Genomic DNA, 19,800 nt, shown 5'->3' with positions numbered 1-19,800 from the left:
ATGGCAATGACGGCACAGGAAATCGAAACCTATATCCGCGAAGCCCTGCCTGACGCGAAGATTACGATTGATGATCTGGCAGGCGATGGCGACCACTATGCCTGCCGCGTCGTGAGCGAGGCCTTCCGTGGCCTTCCGCGCGTGCGGCAGCACCAGCTGGTCTATAACGCGCTGCAGGGGCATATGGGCGGCAAGCTGCACGCACTGGCGCTGCAGACACAGACACCCGACTGACCTTACGCGGTATTCTTACCCCCAAAGCAGGAAACGAAAACATGGCTGAAACAATCGCACAGCGCATCCAGGCGCAGATCGACGCCAACCCCGTCATGCTGTACATGAAGGGGGACGCCAACTTCCCGCAGTGCGGCTTCTCCGCGCGCGTGGTGCAGGTGCTCAAGCACCTTGGCGTGCCGTTCAAGACCGAGAACGTGCTGGCTGATCCCGAACTGCGTCAGGGGATCAAGGACTTCTCCAACTGGCCCACGGTGCCGCAGCTGTACATCAAGGGCGAATTCATCGGTGGCTGTGACATCGTGACGGAAATGTACCAGACCGGTGAACTGCAGAAGCTGCTGGTGGAAAAGGGCGTCGTCACCGCCGCGGCCTGATTGCGCCATGCGCCCATGGGGCGCCGACCGGGACGGGCGGGACAGGAATGTTCCGCCCGTTCTTTTTTATACCGATTTTATACCGAACATCACTTGCGTCATGCCCGTGCTTTCGCCTAGCTTCGTCCAGGTTTGAAAAACAAGGGGGCCTGATGCGCTACAGTGACTTGCGTTTTGCTACAATGCTACTGCTTGGCGCAGGTCTTGTTGGCAGCATCGTGACGCCCGCCAATGCCCGCACCCACGCCGTGACGGACAGTGAAGCGGACCGCCTGACACTTGGCGCGCTGATCGCGCCACCGCCGCCGCCCGTCCGGCACGCGGCCTATCACCGTCGCGCGGGTGGTCATGCCGCCCCGGTGGTGATGGCGGCAAACCACAGTTCCGCTGCCCATACGCGCCACACGATGGTCCACACCATCGTCTATCATCCGCATGGCACGGTTACCCACCACATCCACCCCACGGCTGCCCGGCACCGTACCTGATACTCCGCCGCGCCTTCAGTACTGCCTGAAGGCGTCGGGTATCCATTCCACGACATTGCCCGGCAGCACCGCGCCGACATCGAAGCGGATGCTGTCATAGGCCCAGTCCGGGTTGGCCGCGCATAAAAACTGCGCCGCGTTCATGATCCGCGCCACCTGCGACGGGCGAATGGCTTCCCCTGCCGCCAGCAGGGAGGGGCGGGCCTTGATTTCTGCAAACATCAGGCATCCCGCGCGCAGCGCCACGATATCCACCTCGCCCCACCGGGTGCGCGCACGGTGCAGCAGGACCCGCCAGCCACGGGCCTGCAGGTCTGCAATCGCCAGCCGTTCCGCCGCCATGCCATCGCTGAAGGCGCGCCTGCCGCGCCGCTGCCGGCCCGTTTGTGCTGGGCGGGCGTCCTGCTGTGTCATGCTTTGTTTTTCCTGTGGCGGCATGGGTATGTAAAACGCGGTGGGTAGGATATAGCAGGCGGCCTGACCGGGCTGTCCGGGCATGGACCGGTACCATGCGCCGGAACGGGATACGCGACATGATTTTTCATTTCCTGACCATATGGGATATTTGCCTGCTGCTGGTGCGCGTGTCCATTATCGTGGTGGTGGTGGTGCATGTGCTGCTGACCAAGCGGGATGTCGGGGCGTCCATCGGCTGGATCGGGGTGACCGTGCTTATGCCGCTGACGGGCGGCATCCTGTATTCCATGTTCGGTATCAACCGCGTGCACCGGCGGGCGCGGCGCATGGCGGGACAGCACCCGTGGCGTAGCCGTACCACGTCATCGCAATGGCGCAGGGAGGAAACCGGGACGTTCGCGCCGCTTGCCTCCATGGCCGGGAAACTGACCGGGCGGCCATTGCTGGGGGGGAACGCGGTAACCCCCATGCATGATGGCGACAGCGTCTATCCCCGCATGCTGGCGGCCATAAATGGCGCACGGCACAGTGTACTGATGTGTTCCTACATCTTTCGCGATGACCGCATCGGGCGGCAGTTCTGCGATGCGCTGATCGCGGCCCATAAGCGGGGCGCGCAGGTGCGCGTGCTGGTTGATGGCGTCGGGTCGGGATATTTCAACTGTGGCGTGGGGCGGATCCTGCACCATGCGGGTGTGCCGGTGGGGCGGTTCATGCATTCCATGCTGCCGTGGCGCATGCCGTTCATCAACATGCGCGACCACAAGAAAATACTGGTGGTGGACGGGCTGACCGGGTTCATGGGCGGCCTGAACATTGGCGAGGAAAACATCGCCGCCTCCCGCCCCCGGCACCCGGTATCGGATACGCATTTCGAACTGAACGGCCCGGTCGTCCACCAGCTGAGCGAAGCGTTCGCGCGTGACTGGGCCTTTACCTGTGGCGAGGAACTGACGGCGGACATCTACTTTCCCCGGCAGGACAGCCATGGCCCCAGCCTGAGCCGCATCGTCACCGCCGGGCCGGATATGGATCTGGAAAAGATTGAATACACCATGCTGCAGGCCTTTACGCTGGCGCAGCGCAGCATCCGGATCATGACGCCGTATTTCCTGCCCGATGACCGGTTCCTGACCGCGCTGGCCCTTGCGTCCATGCGGGGGATCGAGGTGGATATCGTCGTGCCGTGGCACAGCAACCATACCCTGCTGGACTGGGCGCGGGCGGCCAACCTGCCGCGTTTTCTGGATTCCGGGTGCCGGATCTGGCTGGCGCGGCCGCCGTTCAACCATTCCAAGCTGATGGTGGTGGACCGGCACTGGTCATTTGTGGGCAGTTCCAACCTGGATGTGCGCAGCCTGCGGCTGAACTTTGAAATCAACCTTGAAACCTATGATGACGCGCTGGCGACCATGATTGATGGGTTCATTGCCACCCACCGCCATGTGCGCATGACGCACCATGACCTCGACCGCCGGTCCTTTCCGCGCAAGATGCGTGACGCGGCGGCACGGCTGTTCCTGCCCTATCTGTAGGAAGTCACTCATAAAAACAGAAAATCCTCGGCGCCGCCTTATGTTCTGAAAAGGCAGCGTGTCCCGGAGATTCCTGAAAAAAGCGTCACCAGAACCGTCTGTCTGTCCGGCCCTGCGGGAATACGGGCCTAGCGCGTGGGTTTCAGCAGGACCGAGATGGGCCTGTGGTCGGATGCATAATTCTCGATCACATGGCGTTCGACGCAGGTCAGGCCGCGCACAAGGCAGCGGTCCAGCCGGATGGGCAGCATGTCGGCCATGCGGTGCGTGGGGGCGCGTGGCCCCACGTCATGGAAATGCCGGATCAGGGCGGGACCGACCTGATTGAAATCCCCCAGAATGGCAGCCTGATGCGGCAGGATCTGCACCACCCGGCGCAACTGCCGGCGGTTGAGCAGCTGCCCATGCGACAGGTGCACATTGGCCACCGTGACCGTCCCGCAATCCACGATCTGCGCCACGCGGCGGATCAGCGTGCCGGCGGGCAGGGTGCAGGTCAGCGGTTCGCGGCGATAGGGCCACGGGCTCCAGCACGCCAGCCCGTGTATGCGGCCGGGCAGGGGGGAACGCGCGTAATGCCCGCCGATCAGGGTGGGCAGGGTGTCGATTTCCACCGTTGCCTCCTGCATCAGCATAAGGTCCGGCCGTTCGGTGCGGATCAGGTCGATCACGTCGCGCACCGTCGCCCCGATGCGGCGCAGCAGGTTCCAGCTGACGATCTTGATCGCCTCGCCCTCGCGGTCGGGCGGGGTCAGGTCCATCTGTGGTGGCGAGCCATGGCGCGGCTGGATGGAGGGCAGGCGAAGATAGGGGCGGGCTAGGGTCATGGTTCGATAAACGGCTCGCGTATTTCGTCAGGGATGGGGTCCTTCGACCGGGGATCACCCGCGGCGAATTCGGCAGTCAGGGTATAGCCCACGCCAATCAGCACGGGGCCAAGGAAAATTCCCAGCCCCCCGAATGTCAGGACACCCCCCAGCACGCCCAGCACCGTCAGCAGGTAGGGCATCTGCGCGCCACGCGCAATGAACATGGGACGGATGATGTGGTCCGCCCCGGATACGATGATCGTGCCATACAGCAGCAGGAAAATGCCCCAGCCGGGATGGTGGGTCAGCAGCAGGAACACGGCGGCGGGAATCCAGATCAGCGGCGCGCCGATGGGCAGCACCGCGACAAAGGCGGTGACCGCGCCCAGCAGCACGGGGCTGGAAATACCCGCAATGGCAAAGCCGATGCACGTCAGGATGCCCTGTATGATGGCGGTGCCAAGGATGCCGTACACCGTGCCCCGGATGGTCCGGCCCACGATGCGCAGGATCCGTTCGGCATACACGCCTGCGATCCGCCGCACCACGGCCACAAAGGTATTGCCCAGCGCGTCGCCCCCCAGCCAGAAGAAGAAGGAGATGAACAGCGCCATGGCCAGGTGCGCCAGCCCGCTGGCCAGCTGCATCATGGCGCTGAGGATCGATTGCCCGATCCGCCCGGCATAGGGGCGTACGATCTGGTCTATGCTGCCGACATCAACCGACCATTTCTGCCATTTTTCAACAATTTCGGGGCCGAAATGCGGGATATGCGCAATGCGCGCGGGCAGTTGCGGCAGGTGCAGCGTGCCCACCGTGTCCACCACGTACTGCAGGGTGGCGGGAACGTCGGCAATGCTGCTGGACACCACCACCGCCAGCGGCACCACCAGCACCAGCGCGCATAGCACCGTCATGATCAGGGCCGCGGGCAGCAGCGACATGTGCCGCCGCAGCCGCATGAACACCGGCCATGTGGAAAAGGTCAGGATCGCAGCCCACAGCAGGGCGGTAAGGAACGGATACAGGATCAGGACGCAGCCGAATGCGATCCCCCCCAGCATCAGTCCCATCATGATACGTTCGACCATAGCGGTGGCGTATCCCCTCCTGCCATTAAACGAAAGACAAATGTTCAGGACTTTCGTTCCCGTGCCGTATGCTGCACCTTATTGTGCGACACGCAATTCCTAAAGACCGGGAGAAGGTATGCATCCGCTGATCTCAGCCAGTGATCTGGCACAGGCCATCCAACACGGCGACATCCTTGTGCTCGATGCCTCCATGGCGCTGCCGGGGCAGGCCTTTGACCCGCAGCAGCGTTTTGCCAATGCCCATATCGCCAGCGCGGTGCGCTTTGACATCGATACCTTCTCCGACCCGGATTCCCCCCTGCCGCATACCATTCCCGGTCAGGCCCGCTTTGCCCGGCTGGCGACGGAACGCGGCATGGCCAATGCAAAACGCATCGTGTTCTATGATCAGGACGGCATGGCCTGTGCTGCGCGGGCGTGGTGGCTGACACGCCTGTTCGGTCATGAACGGGTGCAGGTGCTCGAAGGGGGGCTGGCGGCATGGAAGAGTGCCGGCCTGCCACTGGAAAGCGGGCCGGACCTGGCCGCCCCCGCGCCGTTTGTCAGCCGTCCGCGCTATGACCGCCTGCATGGCACGGGGGATGTGCTGGACATCGTGCAGGGCCGCCTGCCGGGGCTGATCCTTGACGCGCGCAGCCGGGGCCGGTTCGAAGGCCGCGATCCCGAACCGCGCGCCGGAATTGAATCGGGCCACATGCCCGGCGCCCGCAGCCTGCCCTATACCGAACTGCTGGATGATAATGGCCGCTTCCTGCCGGTTGATACGCTGAAGGAGAAATTCGCGGGCCTTGGCGTGACCGACACCACCGCCGTCACCTGTTCATGCGGCAGCGGCATGACCGCGTGCATGATCGCGCTGGCGCTGGTCAGCATCGGGGCGGGCGCGGGGGAACCCGCGGTCTATGACGGGTCATGGGCGGAATGGGCGTCCACGCCTGACTCGCCCATCGTGTGTGGCGCGTAAGGGGCGGACGACATGACCGATCCCATGGCGCTGGTGCCGTCCGACCTGCTTGAACGCGTCACGCGCGGCTGGCGCGACATGTCCACGCGGCTTGTCCAGCTTGGGCGCGACAGGCCGGAGGGGAACAGGGGCGTATTCGTCAATCCCGCCGCCGAGCGCGGTTCCACCGTGCTGTTCTCCAGCCTTGAGGCCATGGACCGCGCGGGGCATGGCCGCTATGGCCCGGAACTGATTTACGGCGCCATGGGGTCCCCCATCCAGCACCGGCTGGAAGCGGTCATTGCCGAAATCGAAGGTGGCGCGCAGGCGCAGGTCGTGCCCTCGGGGCTGGCGGCGTGCACGCTGCCACTGCTGGCCTATCTGGGGGCGGGAGATCACTGCCTGCTGTCGGATTCCGTCTATGGTCCCACCCGACGCTTTGCCGACAGGGTGCTGCGCCGTTTTGGCGTGGAGGTCACCTATTTTCCCCCCATGGCGGCCGAGGGTGACCTTCAGGCCCTGGTGCAGCCCAATACCCGCCTGATCTTTGCCGAAAGCCCCGGCAGCCATTCGTTCGAGGTACAGGATATTCCCATGCTGGGCCGCCTGGCTGCGCGCGCGGGGGCGCGCCTGGTGGTGGACAACACGTGGGGGATCGGCCTGTTCAACCCGTTCGCGCATGGGGCGCATGTATCGGTGCAGGCGCTGACCAAATATGCCGCGGGCCATTCCGACACCATTATCGGCGCGGTGACGGTGGCATCCGATGCGGACTGGCGGCCATTGCGCGATACCGCGATACAGGCAGGGCAGACGGCGGGGCCGGATGACTGCTGGCTGACCCTGCGCGGCCTGCGCACCATGGGCGCGCGCCAGGAACGTCAGGCGGCTACCGCGCTGGGCGTGGCGCTGTGGCTGCAGTCCCGGCCGGAAGTCAGCCGCGTGCTGCATCCCGCCCTGCCGTCATGTCCGGGGCATGAATACTGGGCGCGTGATTTCAGTGGCGCGTCCTCGCTGTTTGGCGTGGTGTTCGATCCGGCCTTCACGCAGGCGGACATGACCGCCATGATCGATGGCCTGTCGTATTTCGGCATTGGCGCGTCATGGGGCGGGTACGAAAGCCTTGTGCTGCCCACCTCGGGCGGGATTTCGCGCTCATGCCCGTCGGTCACGGCCGAAGGGCCGGCCTGCCGGCTGCATGTCGGGCTGGAAGATGGTGCGGCGCTGGTGGCCGATCTGGCGCGGGGGCTGGATAGCATGTCTGCCGCCCGCGCAGTGCGGGGGACAGGCTGACGTAGATCAAGGCTGCAACGGGGCAGGGGTGAAACACTCCCCCCATTCATGCCCCTGTCCGGCCATGCCGGCCGGGCGGGTGGCGCAGGTAACGGTGGCTCCCTCGCCGGGGTCATGACATCGGAACAGAAGGTGCAAGATGGCTGGAAAGATGAAGGCTGCGGTTGTGCGGGAATTCGGCAGGCCGCTGACGATCGAGGAACTGGACATTCCGCAGATCAACTCCAACCAGATCCTGGTCAAGGTCGATGCCTGCGGTGTCTGCCACACCGACCTGCACGCCGCCCGCGGTGACTGGCCCACCAAGCCCACCCCCCCCTTCATCCCGGGGCATGAGGGGATCGGTCATGTGGTCGAGGTCGGCAGCAACGTCAACTGGATCAGGACCGGCGACGTGGTGGGCGTGCCGTGGCTGTATTCGGCCTGCGGGCATTGCGAACACTGTCTGGGCGGGTGGGAAACCCTGTGTGAAAAACAGGAAGACACCGGCTATTCCGTCAATGGCTGCTTTGCCGAATACGTGGTGGCCGACCCCAATTACGTTGCCCACCTGCCCAAAGACATCGACCCGATCAAGACCGCACCCGTACTGTGCGCGGGACTGACGGTGTACAAGGGCCTGAAGATGACCGATACCCGCGCGGGGGAATGGGTTGCCATTTCCGGCGCGGGCGGCCTTGGGCAGATGGCCATCCAGTACGCCGTGGCCATGGGCCTGAACGTGGCGGCGGTCGATATCAGCGATGAAAAGCTGGAAGAGGCCCGCAAGCTGGGCGCGCGCGTGACCGTCAATGCGCTGAAGCAGGACCCGGTCGCCTATATCCGTGAACAGACCGGGGGCACCCATGGCGTGCTGGTCACTGCCGTGTCGGACAAGGCGTTCAGCCAGGCTGTGGGCTACGCGCGGCGCGGGGGCACGGTGGTGCTGAACGGCCTGCCGCCCGGTGACTTCCCGCTGTCCATCTTTGACATGGTGATGAACGGCACGACCGTGCGCGGGTCCATTGTCGGCACGCGTCTGGACATGATCGAAGCCATGTCCTTCTTTACCGATGGCAAGGTGACAACCGTGGTCACGCCCGACAGGCTGGAAAACATCAACACCATTTTCGACAACCTGCAGCATGGCCGTGTCGAAGGGCGCATCGTGCTGGACTTCCGTAACGGGGCCTGAAACAGCGCCGGCCGTCACCCTGATACCCTGTCGGGGTGATGCATCCTGTGGGGCGTGAACGGGGCAGGAATGCTCCGTCACCTCCTGTCGTGTCTGCGCGATTACCTGTAGAAAACAGGAGTCTGTCTGTCGTAAGCAGATATATCCATTTATTGCCAAGGTTTGTGTGTTCTGCTTGGCTGTATTTATTAAATTTCCATTTATAATTTTTTCATAATTACAAATATATATTCCCAATGTAACTTCTTAAATTTTCGTATATGAAAATTTTTTCATCATTGTCTGGTGTAACCCAATAAAATGACCTGAAGAAACTTCGGCTCCGGGGCTGCGTTTTTATACCGGATAGGGCATGCACGGCCATGCCGGCATGTCGATAATGCAGAAACTGAAAGACAGGTAAGGGTATCATGAAAAAAACGGTGATTCTGGCAGGGCTGTGCGCAACCGGGCTGAACGTGGCGATGCTGGCGCCTGCGCTGGCTGATTCCTGCGACGGTGTGACGGATCATGCGGAATGTGAAGTGCGCCTGAAATCCCATGAAACCAGCCGCGAAACCCGTGAAAAGGCGCATGAGGCGCATGAAAAGGCAGCCGAGAAAACCGACAGCGCCAAGGACTGGGGCGACCGGACCGGCAAGAAACTGGATAACTGGGGCCACAAGACCAAGGGCGACATGAGCCAGTTCTTCACCGGGCATCGTTAAAAGGCTGTTTCAGCCTGGCGGATGAATAAAAAAGAATGAAAATTTCTGGATGCAGCCTTTTTGCGGGAAGGCTGCGTCTGCTGAAACCTGCTGGGAAGCGTCTCCTGAACCATCTGTATTCAGAGGCGCGTATATGACCCGTCAGACTGGCCTGATCGTTGCCCGCGTCGTGTCAGGGCGGCGAATGGCGATACAATGTCCTGACAGGAAAAAGGGGGCGGCACCCGATGGTGCCGCCCCCTTTCGCATCATGACGCCATGCAATCAGGAATGGTGGTGATCGCCTGCCTCATGCTCGCGCCAGCCTGCTTCCAGCGTGTGCAGGAAGGTCTTGAAATGCTTCTTCACCTCATCAGGGGAAGCTTTTTCCATCACGTCCTTTTTCGCGGCCGTCAGCGTGGCGGCTGCGTGGATCAGGGCGGCGTGGATGATGTCTGTCGGTTCTTTGGCCATGGTCGTGCTCTCCCATCGGGTTGATGGGCAAAGGATGGAAGATGCCTTGGCGACTGGCAACCGGCATGCCTGCATGACTGCCGCCGCGTTTTCCCCCTTGAAACCGCACCGGAACGAAACGGGGGGAACCCCGGGCGGGATCCGCCGTTGAAAGGCCTCAACATGAACATGATGGGATAAGATATGTTTTTCAGGCGTACCGCTCTGGCCCTTGCCACCACAACCGTCCTGGCCCTGCCGTTTGCGGCGCAGGCGGAACCGGGTGGCTGCGTGAAGGGGGCCGTCGCCGGTGGCGTGGCAGGGCATTTTGTTGGCAGTGGCCATGGCAAGGGCGGGGCGGCGGCAGGATGTGCCGCAGGCATGGTGCGGCGTCACCATGCGCGCAAGGAAGCGCGTGAAAACCAGCAGCAGGACAGCGCCCCGCCCGAAGGGGGCACGCAGCCTTCGCCGCCGCCCGCACCCAATGGCAACGTGCAGTAATCCGCCATACCGCCACCGTCAGGGCACGGACCTGACGGTGGATGCGCCCATGGCGCGTGCGAAACACATGGTCAGCATGTTGTGCGGATCGGGGTTTATGCCCACGAAAATGATGTCCTTGCGCACATAAAGCAGCTTGTGCCGTGGCCCCATCGTGACGCGGGGCAGGATAACCGGCTGGTCACGCGCCACCTGTTCGCGCGTGCTGGCCACCCAGTCGTGGCTTATGCGGGCCAGCCGCGTCAGGTCGGGGACCACGATCACCATGTGCATGACCACCAGCCCGGCACAGCCCGACGCCAAGACCATGCCAAAAGGCCGCCCGATGGGACAGGTGAACAGCAGGCAGGCCAGATAGCACACCAGCAGCACGCTGGCGGGGAACGACACCCGCGCGGCCAGAGCTTCACGCGGGAACATGAGCAGCAGCGCCATGTAGGCCAGCGCCAGCCCGACAAACCATATCCCGTGTCCCGCACGCAGGCAGGCGGGACAGGAAACCTGTCGTCGCCCCATAAACAGGCCGATGCCGATCAGTGCCACAAATGGCAGCCAGAACGGGTCAAACAGGCTGCCCAGATTGCCCAGCAGCCCGTCCAGCCGGTCCGCAGGCGGGCTGGGCACCATGGTGCGTTGACGGACATAGTTGCCCGGCGCGATACCCAGCACCAGCGTGCCCATGGCATGGCTGCACGCCAGCGCCCACGGCACGCGCTGCCCCCGCTTCCATGCGCGTGCCGCATCGCCCGCCAGTATCAGTGTCAGCAGCAGTGAAAGTGGTTCAAGGAACGTGGCGATCAGGAATACGGCCACATACTGGACCATGTTCATGTCCGTGCGGCGGGACAGGATCCGCGCCAGCAGCCACATTTCCCCTGCCACGGGCCACAGGTAGCCAATGGACCCGGTTTTCCATAACGCGACCTCGCCAATCGTGCGTGGCAGCCACCACAGCATGAGGAACACCAGCACGTACTGCGTCACGCCGTCGCGCAGGCGTGCAGGGGCGGGCTGTCCCGCCACCGCGCGGCACATATGCACCACCACACGGACCAGAAAGGTGAAGATTCCCGCATTCACCACCGCAAAGGCGGCAAGTGACCCATAGGGCCGCAGGTCCAGCACCATGAAGGTGACCAGCGTGGTGAACCACCGCCCCGTCCAGAAATTGTAATTGCCCCAGACAATGCGCAGAATGGTGGCGGGGTTGAACGGCATGGTGCGGCAGTAGTCATCCGCCCATAACGGCGTGATCCAGTTGGCCCATAGCAGAAATGCAAAGCACAGGGCCAGGCCCAGCCGTTCGCCGGGTTCGGTGCGGGGGGAAATGTCCATGGGCGGTTTCATTGGATGCAGGGGCCCCTTGCGGTCCGGATTTCCGTCATGCCGGGACAGGCTCTACGGAAAAATGATGGCGTCGGTTCCGGGCCATCCCGATAATTCGTCCATGCGGTGGGGTTGTATCATGGATCGGTTCAGCCGCATCGCCTATGAATTTGGCCTGACCGGCCCCGTCAATCATGAACATGCCGGAGATCAGGGGATAGAGCCACGTGTTACAGCCTGCCGATCAATCCGTCTCCTCCTTGCGCGGCGGCCCGGATGCACCGGGCATGCCTGCCGCATCCCCGCCGCCATCGGGCAGCCATGGCCCGGCGGTGCGCGCGGCCCTGACCACGGCCAGCGCGGGGCTGCTGGTGGGGCTGGATACGGGTCTGATCGCGGAAGCGCTGGGGTTTATCGGTCAGGATTTCCATGCTTCCGCCCGCGCGCAGGAATGGGTTGTCTCGGTGCTGATGGTGGGCGCGCTGCTGGGATCGGGCGGGGCGGGGGTGTTCTCCAGCCGCTTCGGCCGCAGGCTGGCGCTGGGCACGGCCACGCTGCTGATCGGACTGGGGGCGCTGCTATGCGCCACGGCGGGGTTGATCGGGCAGATCCTGCTGGGACGGTTCCTGATCGGGATGGCCATTGGCATCTGCACGTTCACCGCGCCGCTGTATATTTCGGAACTGACCACGGGACGCATGCGCGGCACCATGGTGTCCACCTTTTCCATGCTGCAGTCGGCGGGCATCCTGCTGGGGTATGTGGCGGGGGGCATCCTGTCCGGGGGCGGGCACTGGCGGCTGATGGTGGGGCTGCCGGTCATCCCGGCGGCGCTGCTGTTCATGGGGTGCGCGTTCCTGCCGTCCAGCCCGTCATGGCTTGCGGCGAAAGGACGGTTCGAGGAGGCGCGCAGGGTCCTGCGCAACCTGCGCGGCGATGACGTGACGGCGGATCGGGAACTGGACGGCATCCGCCGGGAACTGGGGGCGGGCAGGCCGGTAGGGGGCTTTGCGCTGTTGCGGACCAGACCGTTTTTCCGCCGCTCCGTCGCCCTTGGCATCGGGCTGCAGGTCATGCAGCAGCTGACCGGCATCAATGTGGTGATGTATTACGCGCCCAAGATTCTGGAAGGCGCGCATTTCGGCACCTCCGCCGCCGCATGGGCCACTGTCATGGTGGGTGCGGTCAATGCGGTTGTGGGCGTGCTGGCCATTTTCATGGTCTCGCGCTGGGGACGCAGGCCGCTGCTGGTGACAAGCTGCGTCATCATGGCGATCGCGCTGGCGGCTGCTGGCGTGATCGAGGGGATGCACCTGCAGGGCATTGGCGCGGTGCTGGCGCTGGTGGCGGCCCTGCTGGTGTTCGTGGCGGGCTTTGGCATGGGCGCGGGGCCGCTGGTGTGGACCCTGTGTTCGGAAATCCAGCCGATCGAAGGGCGGGATTTTGGCGTTGCGTGTTCGACACTGGCCAACTGGGGCATGGACTGGGCGGTCAGCAACACGTTCCTCAGCATCGTGGCGGTGGTGGGCGCGGGTTGGACCTTTGCCGGGTTCAGCGTGATGAACGTGGCGTTCGTGCTGTTTACGCTGGCGCTGGTGCCTGAAACCCGTGATGTGCCGCTGGATGTGATTGAACAGCATCTGGAGGCTGGTCGCCCCCTGCGTAAGATCGGGCGCTAGGGTCGCGCCCGCACATAAACCGTAAGCCGGTTGGGGGCGATGGTTCCGGCTGTCCCGCCTCCATGCCGGATGCGGCGGGAATGCCATGACGCGTTCAGGGTGCGGAACGCCCGCCGGTGAGCAGGGCAGTGGCGCTACGGCCGGATGTTTACGCCGGTCGTGTCGATGTCCGGCCGCGTCGATCTTAAATACAGCTTGCCCATGTATCTGACTGGTCCGAACCGGGAGTCCCTGAAAAATGCCTTTGGGCTTTTGCGTAGTTTCTTGCGTCTGGTTTTGCCCAGTATCCTCAGCAGGATAAAAAAGAATAGTTTGAGGATGATGCCTTTCGGGGTGATCAATCCTTTCTCATCATCTTCATGGACCAACTCTACTTTGGCTATTGCGATGTCTTTGGAGAACAGGAATTCATAATCAACTTTCTCGTTGTTGTTTATGATTTTCTTCCACAGGCTGTAGGGTATGCACATGGAATGGATGGATTCATTCTTTTTCAGGTCGTTGTATTTCCTGAAATAAGTCTGGACTTCGTTGGGACCGCCAATCACGAAGTTATCGGCCAGGACGCCGATTGATTCCTTTATGGATGTCCGGTCATCATGATAGTCCAGCGTCAATTCCGGGAAGAACTTTTTAAATACAGTAAAAGACAGGTGCTGCTCCACCGCGTACTTGCTGAAGAACGCCCTTTCCTTAATGCCGGTGGATTTCTGGTATGGATGTCTTTCGTAATATGTTGCGTCCATTATATCATATGGCGGCACGTCCCACAGGCAGCGAACGTCTTCGGTCAGACCGAAATGGAACCAGTCGCTATAATGAAAAGGCAGGGATTCAAACGTATAGGGATTGAGCGTAAAGAATTCCGAAATCAGCACGCGCTGTTTCAGCGCTGCAAAACGGTGCCGGGGGAGCGCATGGTTTTTAATGTAGAAATCAATAAAACTGTCATCGACGAACAGAATATCATTTCGTGTTCTTAGAACATATTCCGTGCCGACATGATCGAGCCCTGCTTTTGCCGCTTCGATCTGCAGGTTGCAGTGATTATTGCCCAACCCCCGTTTGACCGGGGGCATGGAAACCGCCGCACCGGACAGGGTGATTACGTCACAGCATTCTGCAATCAGTTCCAGGGCATCATAAAACAGGCCATTATCCCGGTATTTCTTGACCAGACGCGGATCGGAGATAATGCCAGGACCGTCAAACATGACGATATCCGTCTGGGATATCGAGAAAATGATCCTGCACGAACTGAATATCTTTCTCCAGCCTGATATGATCCGGGCTGTCTGAATGATGTTATTTTTGTTCAGGGGGCCTTGAACAAGAATAGAAAGGGAATCTGTAATATATTTCCTGTTCGGTAATTTACTGATCATTACGCGCCTATGATTTGGTATAATTATGATGGTTTTTTATAATATACGAAAAATGCAGGATGGAACCGCCTGCGGCGTCAGCCGAAAATATGCTGTCCCTGCCGGGAAGGTGGGACATATCCGGTCTGTCCCGCATATACTGACTGATGGCATCTCCCTTGCATGTATCCTGCCACCGTAATCCATGATGGATCACCTGAACAATCCCATCGCCAGCCGGTGCGGTGGTCGGTTTCTGTCCCGTGATGGCGGCAGGCCTGCCCCATAAGGTCTGGCAGGTCCTGAAAGCAGGGCGTCGGCTGCCCTCACGTGCAAACAGCGCTTTGATGTTTTCCAGTGACCAGCGTTGCCCGGTGGTGCTGACCTGCGCCTTTCAGGCGTGGCCAGGATATTTCATTTCCAAAACCAGCAAGGGTCATGGCCCCGGCGGCCTGACGTTATCCGCAGGTTACTGGTCCTGCCATGTCTGCAATCCTAGAAACCGCGCATCGGCCCGTGGCTGTAATACAGCAGCATGGAACCCACGGCAGCCATATGCGTGCCAGCACCCAGCACGACCATGACATGCCACAATGCATTGGAAAACGGCATGTTCTCACGCATGTAGAATACGACGCCAGTACAGTAGAACACCAGCCCCAGCATGATCAGGGAGAACACGCGCGCGGGCAGGGCCCACACCGTCGGGTCGGGACACAGGAAGAACACCCACGCCACGCATAGATAGGGCACGACATGATACCGCCGCGACCATGTGAAGAAACACATCTTGGCCACGACACCCGCCCCGGCCATGGTCCATAACAGGGCGCAGAACCATACGCTGCCCATGCCGTGTCCACCCAGCAGGATGAAGGGGGTGTAGCTTGCGGCGATGGCGATGAAGATAACCGACTGGTCAATGCGCTGCAACCCGCCCTTGAGCCGGCATGACGGACAGAAATTATAGGCCGCCGAGGACAGGCACGTTGCCAGGATCGACCCGCAGTACAGCAGCGTTACCCCGGATTCCAGCCCCGAATGCGACAGCATGGCGGTATGCAGCAGCCACAGCACGCCATACCCCAACCCCACCACGCCCGTGACATGGACCAGTAGGTCGGCCGCCCGTTCGGACAGGGAATAGATGGGAAAACGCGTGCGGGTATTCATGGCGGCGGAAAATACTCCTTATTTTTCCGCAGGTCCGGTCCCGTATAATGAATAAGTCTGTTTCCATATATGCATAAAAGATCATGCATGCGTGAGGCATCCCGCATGCGGGGCGCAAGACCGCCTGCTGAATAAAGACCTGATAAAAATAAAAGTTTTCGGGGGCCATCTTTTCCGAACCGGCGGCATGTCCTGAAACGCCCTGAAAGACGTCCTGTCAGAAACGTTTCAGGCCATGCGCGCGGACGGGCCGGGCCATGCGGGGCATACGCGCCTGCCGCATGGACCGGCCCCGGTCCTCAGCGGGCCGTGCGTTCGCCGGTGACGTGGCTGCACAGGGTCTTGATTTCTTCCGCCGTGATGCCTTCGGGGTTGTGCTGGGCCTTTTTGGCGATTTCATGCTCGGCCTCGGTGGCGCGGCCATGTTCCTTGGCGACGTGCTGGCCCAGGGAGATGACCTCGTCCTTCGTCAGCAGCTTGGGCTCCTTCAGGCCCCTGTCGGCCAGCTTGTGCATGTGTTCGCGTGCGGCGGCTGTGGGCTTGTCGGTCATGATCGGGCAATCCTGTCTGAATGATGCGCGGTATGCGCGTGAAAGGGATGATATAACGTATGACAGGGCAGGAAAACCAATAGGGTACACATGCCCTTGTGTCATATTTCACATATCTGCTCCGCCGCCCCGCGACATAAAAGGGAGACGGCATAGAGAGGGAGACACATGCCAGACCCCATCCATTGCGCACCCGACAGCGCGCTTGCCCGCCTTGCCCCGACCATGGCGCTGACGGGCCAGCAGGAGGCGCTGAAGGCCGAGGTCCTGGCCTTCTGTCGCGCGCACCGGGCGGACGATCATGCCCTGTTCGTGATTGAAGGGGATGCGGGCACGGGCAAGAGCCTGCTGCTGAACACCCTGTTCGCCGCCATACAGCAGGCGGCGCGGGGGCGCGACGGCCACGACCCGCTGCATGGCACCCGCAACTGGCTGCTGGTCAACCACCCGGAAATGATCAAGCTGTACCGCAATATTTCCGAATCCCGGAGCAGCCTGCGCAAGAAGGATTTCGAACGTCCGACCACCTTCATCAATCAGATGTCGGCCCGCCATGATCGCGCCGACATCGTGCTGGTGGATGAAGCGCACCTGCTGCTGACCCGCAGCGATCCCTACAACCGTTTCCGGCAGGATAACCAGCTGGCGGAAATCATCCGCCACGCGCATGTCGTGGTCATCATATTTGATGCGTATCAGGTGCTGAAGTTCAAGAGCCTGTGGAACGACGCCACCCTGCGCCGTCTGGTCGCGGGCTATCCGGTGATGACCCGCAGGCTGGAGCAGCAGTTCCGCGTGCATGCCCATGCGGATGTCATGACGTGGATCCATGCCCTGCGTGATGGCAGGCTGCTGCCCCTGCCGGCCCCACAACCCTTTGACTTCCGTATCTTTGACGACGCGCAGGCCATGTATGACGCCATAAGGCAGCGCAACGCGCAGTGCGGGCTGTGTCGCATGCTGGCGACGTATGATTATCCCTATACCCTGAACGGGCACGACCATTTCATTACGGAGGGGCGTTTCCACCTGCGCTGGGACCGCGCCATGCCACAGGCGCGCCTGCCATGGGCGGAACGGCCAGACACGATTGATGAGGTCGGTTCGGTCTATACCATCCAGGGGTTCGACCTGAATTACGCGGGCGTGATCCTTGGCCCGTCCGTCAGCTACGACCCGGCTGCCGACCGGATCGTGATCGACCCGTCCCGGTACGAGGACAGGGCCGCGTTTACCGGGCGCGACGGGGTGGACAACCCGCAGGCGGTGATGGAGCGGATCATCCTTAATTCCATCAACGTCCTCATGACGCGGGGTGTCCGGGGGCTATATATTTATGCCAGCGACCCACGCCTGCATGCCCGGCTGGCGGCGTTGTGGGGCGCCCGGCAGGACGTGTCGGCTGTCACGCCATGACCGGAACGGTTGCCTGCGTGACTGTCCGGGGGCATGACAGGTTGTCATAACATTGGAACGACCGCGCCTTCATCCCCGGGATGAACGCGGCCTGTCGTGACGGTTTCCCGGTTTTTTCAGCCGCGCTGGCCAAGGCGCTGCAGGTAGGGCAGGATTTCAGGACCGGATTCAATGGCATGGCCCAGAACGGTTTCGACCAGTGTGGCCAGATGCCCGGCATCCATGCCCGCCAGCGTTACGCTCAGGTCATGCTTCTGGGCATCGGACAGGCCCGGCGCCTGGATGATGCGCCGCTCAATGGCCGCCTTCATGGCGTCCGTGGTGAAGGGCATGTCGATGATCTGGTCTTTGCTCATGGCCGTTATTCCTGAATGAATAAGATAAGGCGGCCATCGTACGGGTTGCCGGTTTCCCGGCAACCTCCCTGTGCGCGATGCGGTTATGCGTTCGTCATCATGTGGGGTGTATCATGCGGGATGCGCGGGGCGTTCATCCCTGCTCGGGCTGTTCCGTTGTCATGCGGTGCAGGCGGGCGGTCTGGGAAAAGCCGCGCATTTCCTGCACGATGCCCCGACGTTCCAGCCGCCGCAGTCCGGTGGCGTAGCCGATTTCCTGTTTCAGTTGGCCAAGCAGCATGTTGGTGCGACCGGTAAGCATCGTCTTGAAACGATCCATGGCTGATCTCCCGTTCAGGATAAGGAATGCTGCGTCATACGCATGACAGACAACAGCATGATGCATATGCAGGCGCAACAGTTAATGCATGTCTGACAAACATTTAATGCATAAGACCCGGCTCGGTACATGCTGTCCCGACATCATCCGGGGCGAAGCGTCTGGCTGGCCATGTGGCTGATCCTGACCTGCATCGGGGGAAGGGCATAAACTTTCACCTCCATCCCGATTTCTGGTAGTGCGGATGGCATGTCCGCAACCATGCAGGAAGCCACCATGCCGACAACCGTTCTTTATTCCCCCGATGATGTGCGCAGGCTGCTTGCGGCTGGCGATGCGGTCGTGATCGATGTGCGCGACCGGAAGGATTTTGACGCAGGCCACATACCCGGCGCGGTCAACATGCCCGACATCTTCACCTACCTGGCGGAAACCACGCAGGATGGGCTGCACACGCTGCAGCAGACCTTCGCCAGCCTGTTCGCCGATTACGGGCTGGATGGCAAAAAGACCGCCATCGTTTATGAAGATGCCCTGCATACGCGCTATGGCGCGTCATGCCGGGGGTACTGGATACTCAGCTATCTCGGCTATCCGTCCGTTGGTATCCTTGATGGCGGGCTGAGCGCATGGCGCAGGGGCGGCGGGACGCTGACGACCGAAACAGTCACCCCTACGCCCACCACGTTCCCGCTGCAGATCAATGCCGCTCTCATGGCTACGTATGAAGACGTGCGCGCGGCGCTGGGGTCGCCCACGGTCCGGCTGCTGGACAACCGCGACCGGGTGGAATGGCTGGCGGAAAGTTCGTCCCCTTACGGCGTTGATTTCGCCCCGCGCAAGGGCCGCATACCGGGGGCCGTGTGGATCGAGTGGTATGACTTCATGACAGTCACCGACAACCATGCCGCCTTCCGCGATGCGGATGACATCCGCGCCCTTGCCGCCAGCCGTGGCCTGCGGCCGGATGATGACATCATCATCTACTGCTTCAAGGGCGCGCGCGCGGCCAATACCTATGTCGCGCTGGCATCGGCCGGGTTCAGCCGCCTGCGGATCTATATGGGATCGTGGAACGAATGGTCCCGCAACCCGGCCCTGCCGATCGAGGACGGCCTGCCCAAGGCTGCCGCCCCGTATCGCGGGTAATGCCCGAGCGGATGGGGAAGGGGGCATGATCCTTTCGCCCCATCCGGACAGGCAGGGCCGCCCGTATCAGCCCCCGCGCCGTGCGACACGCCTTGAGGGCGTTATGGGCTTTCATCCGTCAATTCGGCCCTGCGATTAAGGCGCACCAGCGCTGGTGCAGGATGATCCTGTCCCGGCCCATATGCAGTGCGATCAGCAGGCACAGGAAACACAGGCCATCGGGCCATGCGCCATGCCGGGTCTCGAACGCCTGCCAGCCAAACAGCCCCCCAAAAGGGCTGGTATGCCTGCCCCCCGGTGTCACCGCAGGCGACAGGGGCCAGCCGCCCCCGCTGCCAGGGCGTGAAACCAGGGAATTTCCGTTTCAACGCCATGTCCATCACGCCATGCGACATGTCACTTCAAGGTTGCATATTGCCCTGACCGGGCCGGGTGCAATCCAAATCGGGGGCAGGGGCATTCC

22 protein-coding genes are annotated in these 19,800 nt (G+C 61.9%); 12 read left to right on the top strand and 10 right to left on the bottom strand.

Annotated features, from left to right (window positions below; all coding sequences use genetic code 11):
- The 3 genes from B7449_RS00985 (at position 1) to B7449_RS00975 (ending at position 1,099) form a co-directional block, all read left to right on the top strand.
- Positions 1-234 carry a BolA family protein gene (locus tag B7449_RS00985; protein WP_010514265.1) on the top strand — a complete coding sequence of 78 codons (234 nt, stop codon included), beginning with the start codon at positions 1-3 and terminating at the stop codon, positions 232-234.
- A gap of 41 nt (positions 235-275) precedes the next feature.
- Positions 276-611, top strand: coding sequence for a Grx4 family monothiol glutaredoxin (grxD, locus tag B7449_RS00980; protein WP_039732614.1), 336 nt, complete (start codon positions 276-278; stop codon positions 609-611).
- Positions 612-763: 152 nt separating this feature from the next.
- Positions 764-1,099, top strand: coding sequence for a hypothetical protein (locus B7449_RS00975; RefSeq protein ID WP_199858326.1), 336 nt, complete (start codon positions 764-766; stop codon positions 1,097-1,099).
- Positions 1,100-1,114: 15 nt separating this feature from the next.
- Here the strand turns inward: B7449_RS00975 and B7449_RS00970 are convergent, their stop codons facing one another.
- Complete coding sequence (locus B7449_RS00970) at positions 1,115-1,513, bottom strand: YraN family protein (RefSeq protein ID WP_235721067.1); 399 nt, start codon at positions 1,511-1,513, stop codon at positions 1,115-1,117.
- 119 nt (positions 1,514-1,632) lie between these two features.
- Here B7449_RS00970 and B7449_RS00965 point away from each other — a divergent pair, with 119 nt between their 5' ends.
- Complete coding sequence (locus B7449_RS00965; RefSeq protein ID WP_039732646.1) at positions 1,633-3,051, top strand: phospholipase D-like domain-containing protein; 1,419 nt, start codon at positions 1,633-1,635, stop codon at positions 3,049-3,051.
- Positions 3,052-3,179: 128 nt separating this feature from the next.
- Here the strand turns inward: B7449_RS00965 and B7449_RS00960 are convergent, their stop codons facing one another.
- Both B7449_RS00960 and B7449_RS00955 read right to left on the bottom strand, forming a co-directional pair.
- Complete coding sequence (locus B7449_RS00960) at positions 3,180-3,878, bottom strand: endonuclease/exonuclease/phosphatase family protein (protein ID WP_010514271.1); 699 nt, start codon at positions 3,876-3,878, stop codon at positions 3,180-3,182.
- On the bottom strand, positions 3,875-4,951 hold the full coding sequence (locus B7449_RS00955; RefSeq protein WP_010514272.1) for an AI-2E family transporter: 1,077 nt from the start codon (positions 4,949-4,951) through the stop codon (positions 3,875-3,877). The genes B7449_RS00960 and B7449_RS00955 overlap by 4 nt, the downstream gene beginning before the upstream one ends.
- Positions 4,952-5,069: 118 nt before the next feature.
- Between B7449_RS00955 and B7449_RS00950 the strand changes: the two genes are divergently transcribed.
- From B7449_RS00950 to B7449_RS00935, 4 genes are all read left to right on the top strand, one after another.
- Positions 5,070-5,918: a sulfurtransferase gene (locus tag B7449_RS00950; RefSeq protein WP_039732616.1), complete on the top strand. Its 849-nt coding sequence runs from the start codon at positions 5,070-5,072 to the stop codon at positions 5,916-5,918.
- Positions 5,919-5,930: 12 nt separating this feature from the next.
- Positions 5,931-7,190: a cystathionine beta-lyase gene (gene metC / locus B7449_RS00945; RefSeq protein WP_039732617.1), complete on the top strand. Its 1,260-nt coding sequence runs from the start codon at positions 5,931-5,933 to the stop codon at positions 7,188-7,190.
- A gap of 139 nt (positions 7,191-7,329) precedes the next feature.
- Positions 7,330-8,364 (top strand): alcohol dehydrogenase AdhP, encoded by a 1,035-nt coding sequence (adhP, locus tag B7449_RS00940; RefSeq protein WP_039732618.1) that lies wholly within the window; start codon positions 7,330-7,332, stop codon positions 8,362-8,364.
- Between the two features lie 410 nt (positions 8,365-8,774).
- Entirely contained in the window at positions 8,775-9,071 is a 297-nt protein-coding gene (locus B7449_RS00935; protein WP_039732619.1) for a hypothetical protein, read from the top strand.
- A gap of 264 nt (positions 9,072-9,335) precedes the next feature.
- On the opposite strand, the gene B7449_RS00930 is transcribed toward B7449_RS00935, so the two are convergent.
- Positions 9,336-9,524, bottom strand: coding sequence for a hypothetical protein (locus B7449_RS00930; RefSeq protein ID WP_039732620.1), 189 nt, complete (start codon positions 9,522-9,524; stop codon positions 9,336-9,338).
- A gap of 183 nt (positions 9,525-9,707) precedes the next feature.
- Here B7449_RS00930 and B7449_RS00925 point away from each other — a divergent pair, with 183 nt between their 5' ends.
- Complete coding sequence (locus B7449_RS00925; RefSeq protein ID WP_039732621.1) at positions 9,708-10,004, top strand: hypothetical protein; 297 nt, start codon at positions 9,708-9,710, stop codon at positions 10,002-10,004.
- Between the two features lie 18 nt (positions 10,005-10,022).
- Here the strand turns inward: B7449_RS00925 and B7449_RS00920 are convergent, their stop codons facing one another.
- Positions 10,023-11,339 carry a DUF6056 family protein gene (locus B7449_RS00920; RefSeq protein WP_235721068.1) on the bottom strand — a complete coding sequence of 439 codons (1,317 nt, stop codon included), beginning with the start codon at positions 11,337-11,339 and terminating at the stop codon, positions 10,023-10,025.
- 278 nt (positions 11,340-11,617) lie between these two features.
- On the opposite strand from B7449_RS00920, the gene B7449_RS00915 reads away from it, so the two are divergent.
- Positions 11,618-13,009 (top strand): sugar porter family MFS transporter, encoded by a 1,392-nt coding sequence (locus B7449_RS00915; protein WP_039732623.1) that lies wholly within the window; start codon positions 11,618-11,620, stop codon positions 13,007-13,009.
- 134 nt (positions 13,010-13,143) lie between these two features.
- Here the strand turns inward: B7449_RS00915 and B7449_RS00910 are convergent, their stop codons facing one another.
- From B7449_RS00910 to B7449_RS00900, 3 genes are all read right to left on the bottom strand, one after another.
- On the bottom strand, positions 13,144-14,223 hold the full coding sequence (locus B7449_RS00910) for a WavE lipopolysaccharide synthesis family protein (RefSeq protein ID WP_235721069.1): 1,080 nt from the start codon (positions 14,221-14,223) through the stop codon (positions 13,144-13,146).
- 645 nt (positions 14,224-14,868) lie between these two features.
- Positions 14,869-15,546: a PAQR family membrane homeostasis protein TrhA gene (gene trhA, locus B7449_RS00905; protein ID WP_039732625.1), complete on the bottom strand. Its 678-nt coding sequence runs from the start codon at positions 15,544-15,546 to the stop codon at positions 14,869-14,871.
- 299 nt (positions 15,547-15,845) lie between these two features.
- Complete coding sequence (locus tag B7449_RS00900) at positions 15,846-16,097, bottom strand: hypothetical protein (RefSeq protein WP_039732626.1); 252 nt, start codon at positions 16,095-16,097, stop codon at positions 15,846-15,848.
- A gap of 168 nt (positions 16,098-16,265) precedes the next feature.
- Between B7449_RS00900 and B7449_RS00895 the strand changes: the two genes are divergently transcribed.
- Positions 16,266-17,513 (top strand): DUF2075 domain-containing protein, encoded by a 1,248-nt coding sequence (locus tag B7449_RS00895; protein ID WP_039732627.1) that lies wholly within the window; start codon positions 16,266-16,268, stop codon positions 17,511-17,513.
- A 116-nt stretch (positions 17,514-17,629) separates the two neighbouring features.
- Here the strand turns inward: B7449_RS00895 and B7449_RS00890 are convergent, their stop codons facing one another.
- Together B7449_RS00890 and B7449_RS00885 are read right to left on the bottom strand one after the other, a co-directional pair.
- The gene (locus B7449_RS00890; RefSeq protein WP_039732628.1) at positions 17,630-17,869 is read right to left on the bottom strand and encodes a hypothetical protein; all 240 of its coding nucleotides are present in this window, start codon (positions 17,867-17,869) and stop codon (positions 17,630-17,632) included.
- Positions 17,870-18,002: 133 nt separating this feature from the next.
- Positions 18,003-18,188, bottom strand: coding sequence for a CsbD family protein (locus B7449_RS00885; protein ID WP_199858327.1), 186 nt, complete (start codon positions 18,186-18,188; stop codon positions 18,003-18,005).
- A 249-nt stretch (positions 18,189-18,437) separates the two neighbouring features.
- Here B7449_RS00885 and B7449_RS00880 point away from each other — a divergent pair, with 249 nt between their 5' ends.
- Positions 18,438-19,337: a sulfurtransferase gene (locus B7449_RS00880; RefSeq protein WP_039732629.1), complete on the top strand. Its 900-nt coding sequence runs from the start codon at positions 18,438-18,440 to the stop codon at positions 19,335-19,337.
- Positions 19,338-19,800 lie beyond the last annotated feature (463 nt).

The sequence above is a fragment of the Komagataeibacter intermedius TF2 genome (genome assembly GCF_000964425.1).
GTDB lineage: Bacteria > Pseudomonadota > Alphaproteobacteria > Acetobacterales > Acetobacteraceae > Komagataeibacter > Komagataeibacter intermedius.
The sequence above is the reverse complement of the archived record's forward strand: the minus strand, read 5'-3'. Positions and strand labels throughout refer to the sequence as shown.

What these genes read in the sequence shown, in the direction of transcription:
- B7449_RS00885 (WP_199858327.1), bottom strand. Translation starts at nt 18,188, where the DNA reads ATGGATCGTTTCAAGACGATGCTTACCGGTCGCACCAACATGCTGCTT.
- B7449_RS00880 (WP_039732629.1), top strand. Translation starts at nt 18,438, where the DNA reads ATGTCCGCAACCATGCAGGAAGCCACCATGCCGACAACCGTTCTTTAT.
- B7449_RS00950 (WP_039732616.1), top strand. Translation starts at nt 5,070, where the DNA reads ATGCATCCGCTGATCTCAGCCAGTGATCTGGCACAGGCCATCCAACAC.
- B7449_RS00895 (WP_039732627.1), top strand. Translation starts at nt 16,266, where the DNA reads ATGCCAGACCCCATCCATTGCGCACCCGACAGCGCGCTTGCCCGCCTT.
- B7449_RS00960 (WP_010514271.1), bottom strand. Translation starts at nt 3,878, where the DNA reads ATGACCCTAGCCCGCCCCTATCTTCGCCTGCCCTCCATCCAGCCGCGC.
- B7449_RS00955 (WP_010514272.1), bottom strand. Translation starts at nt 4,951, where the DNA reads ATGGTCGAACGTATCATGATGGGACTGATGCTGGGGGGGATCGCATTC.
- B7449_RS00975 (WP_199858326.1), top strand. Translation starts at nt 764, where the DNA reads ATGCGCTACAGTGACTTGCGTTTTGCTACAATGCTACTGCTTGGCGCA.
- grxD (WP_039732614.1), top strand. Translation starts at nt 276, where the DNA reads ATGGCTGAAACAATCGCACAGCGCATCCAGGCGCAGATCGACGCCAAC.
- B7449_RS00910 (WP_235721069.1), bottom strand. Translation starts at nt 14,223, where the DNA reads ATGTTTGACGGTCCTGGCATTATCTCCGATCCGCGTCTGGTCAAGAAA.
- B7449_RS00900 (WP_039732626.1), bottom strand. Translation starts at nt 16,097, where the DNA reads ATGACCGACAAGCCCACAGCCGCCGCACGCGAACACATGCACAAGCTG.
- B7449_RS00915 (WP_039732623.1), top strand. Translation starts at nt 11,618, where the DNA reads ATGCCTGCCGCATCCCCGCCGCCATCGGGCAGCCATGGCCCGGCGGTG.
- B7449_RS00920 (WP_235721068.1), bottom strand. Translation starts at nt 11,339, where the DNA reads ATGGACATTTCCCCCCGCACCGAACCCGGCGAACGGCTGGGCCTGGCC.
- B7449_RS00970 (WP_235721067.1), bottom strand. Translation starts at nt 1,513, where the DNA reads ATGACACAGCAGGACGCCCGCCCAGCACAAACGGGCCGGCAGCGGCGC.
- B7449_RS00965 (WP_039732646.1), top strand. Translation starts at nt 1,633, where the DNA reads ATGATTTTTCATTTCCTGACCATATGGGATATTTGCCTGCTGCTGGTG.
- adhP (WP_039732618.1), top strand. Translation starts at nt 7,330, where the DNA reads ATGGCTGGAAAGATGAAGGCTGCGGTTGTGCGGGAATTCGGCAGGCCG.
- B7449_RS00890 (WP_039732628.1), bottom strand. Translation starts at nt 17,869, where the DNA reads ATGAGCAAAGACCAGATCATCGACATGCCCTTCACCACGGACGCCATG.
- trhA (WP_039732625.1), bottom strand. Translation starts at nt 15,546, where the DNA reads ATGAATACCCGCACGCGTTTTCCCATCTATTCCCTGTCCGAACGGGCG.
- B7449_RS00985 (WP_010514265.1), top strand. Translation starts at nt 1, where the DNA reads ATGGCAATGACGGCACAGGAAATCGAAACCTATATCCGCGAAGCCCTG.
- metC (WP_039732617.1), top strand. Translation starts at nt 5,931, where the DNA reads ATGACCGATCCCATGGCGCTGGTGCCGTCCGACCTGCTTGAACGCGTC.
- B7449_RS00930 (WP_039732620.1), bottom strand. Translation starts at nt 9,524, where the DNA reads ATGGCCAAAGAACCGACAGACATCATCCACGCCGCCCTGATCCACGCA.
- B7449_RS00935 (WP_039732619.1), top strand. Translation starts at nt 8,775, where the DNA reads ATGAAAAAAACGGTGATTCTGGCAGGGCTGTGCGCAACCGGGCTGAAC.
- B7449_RS00925 (WP_039732621.1), top strand. Translation starts at nt 9,708, where the DNA reads ATGTTTTTCAGGCGTACCGCTCTGGCCCTTGCCACCACAACCGTCCTG.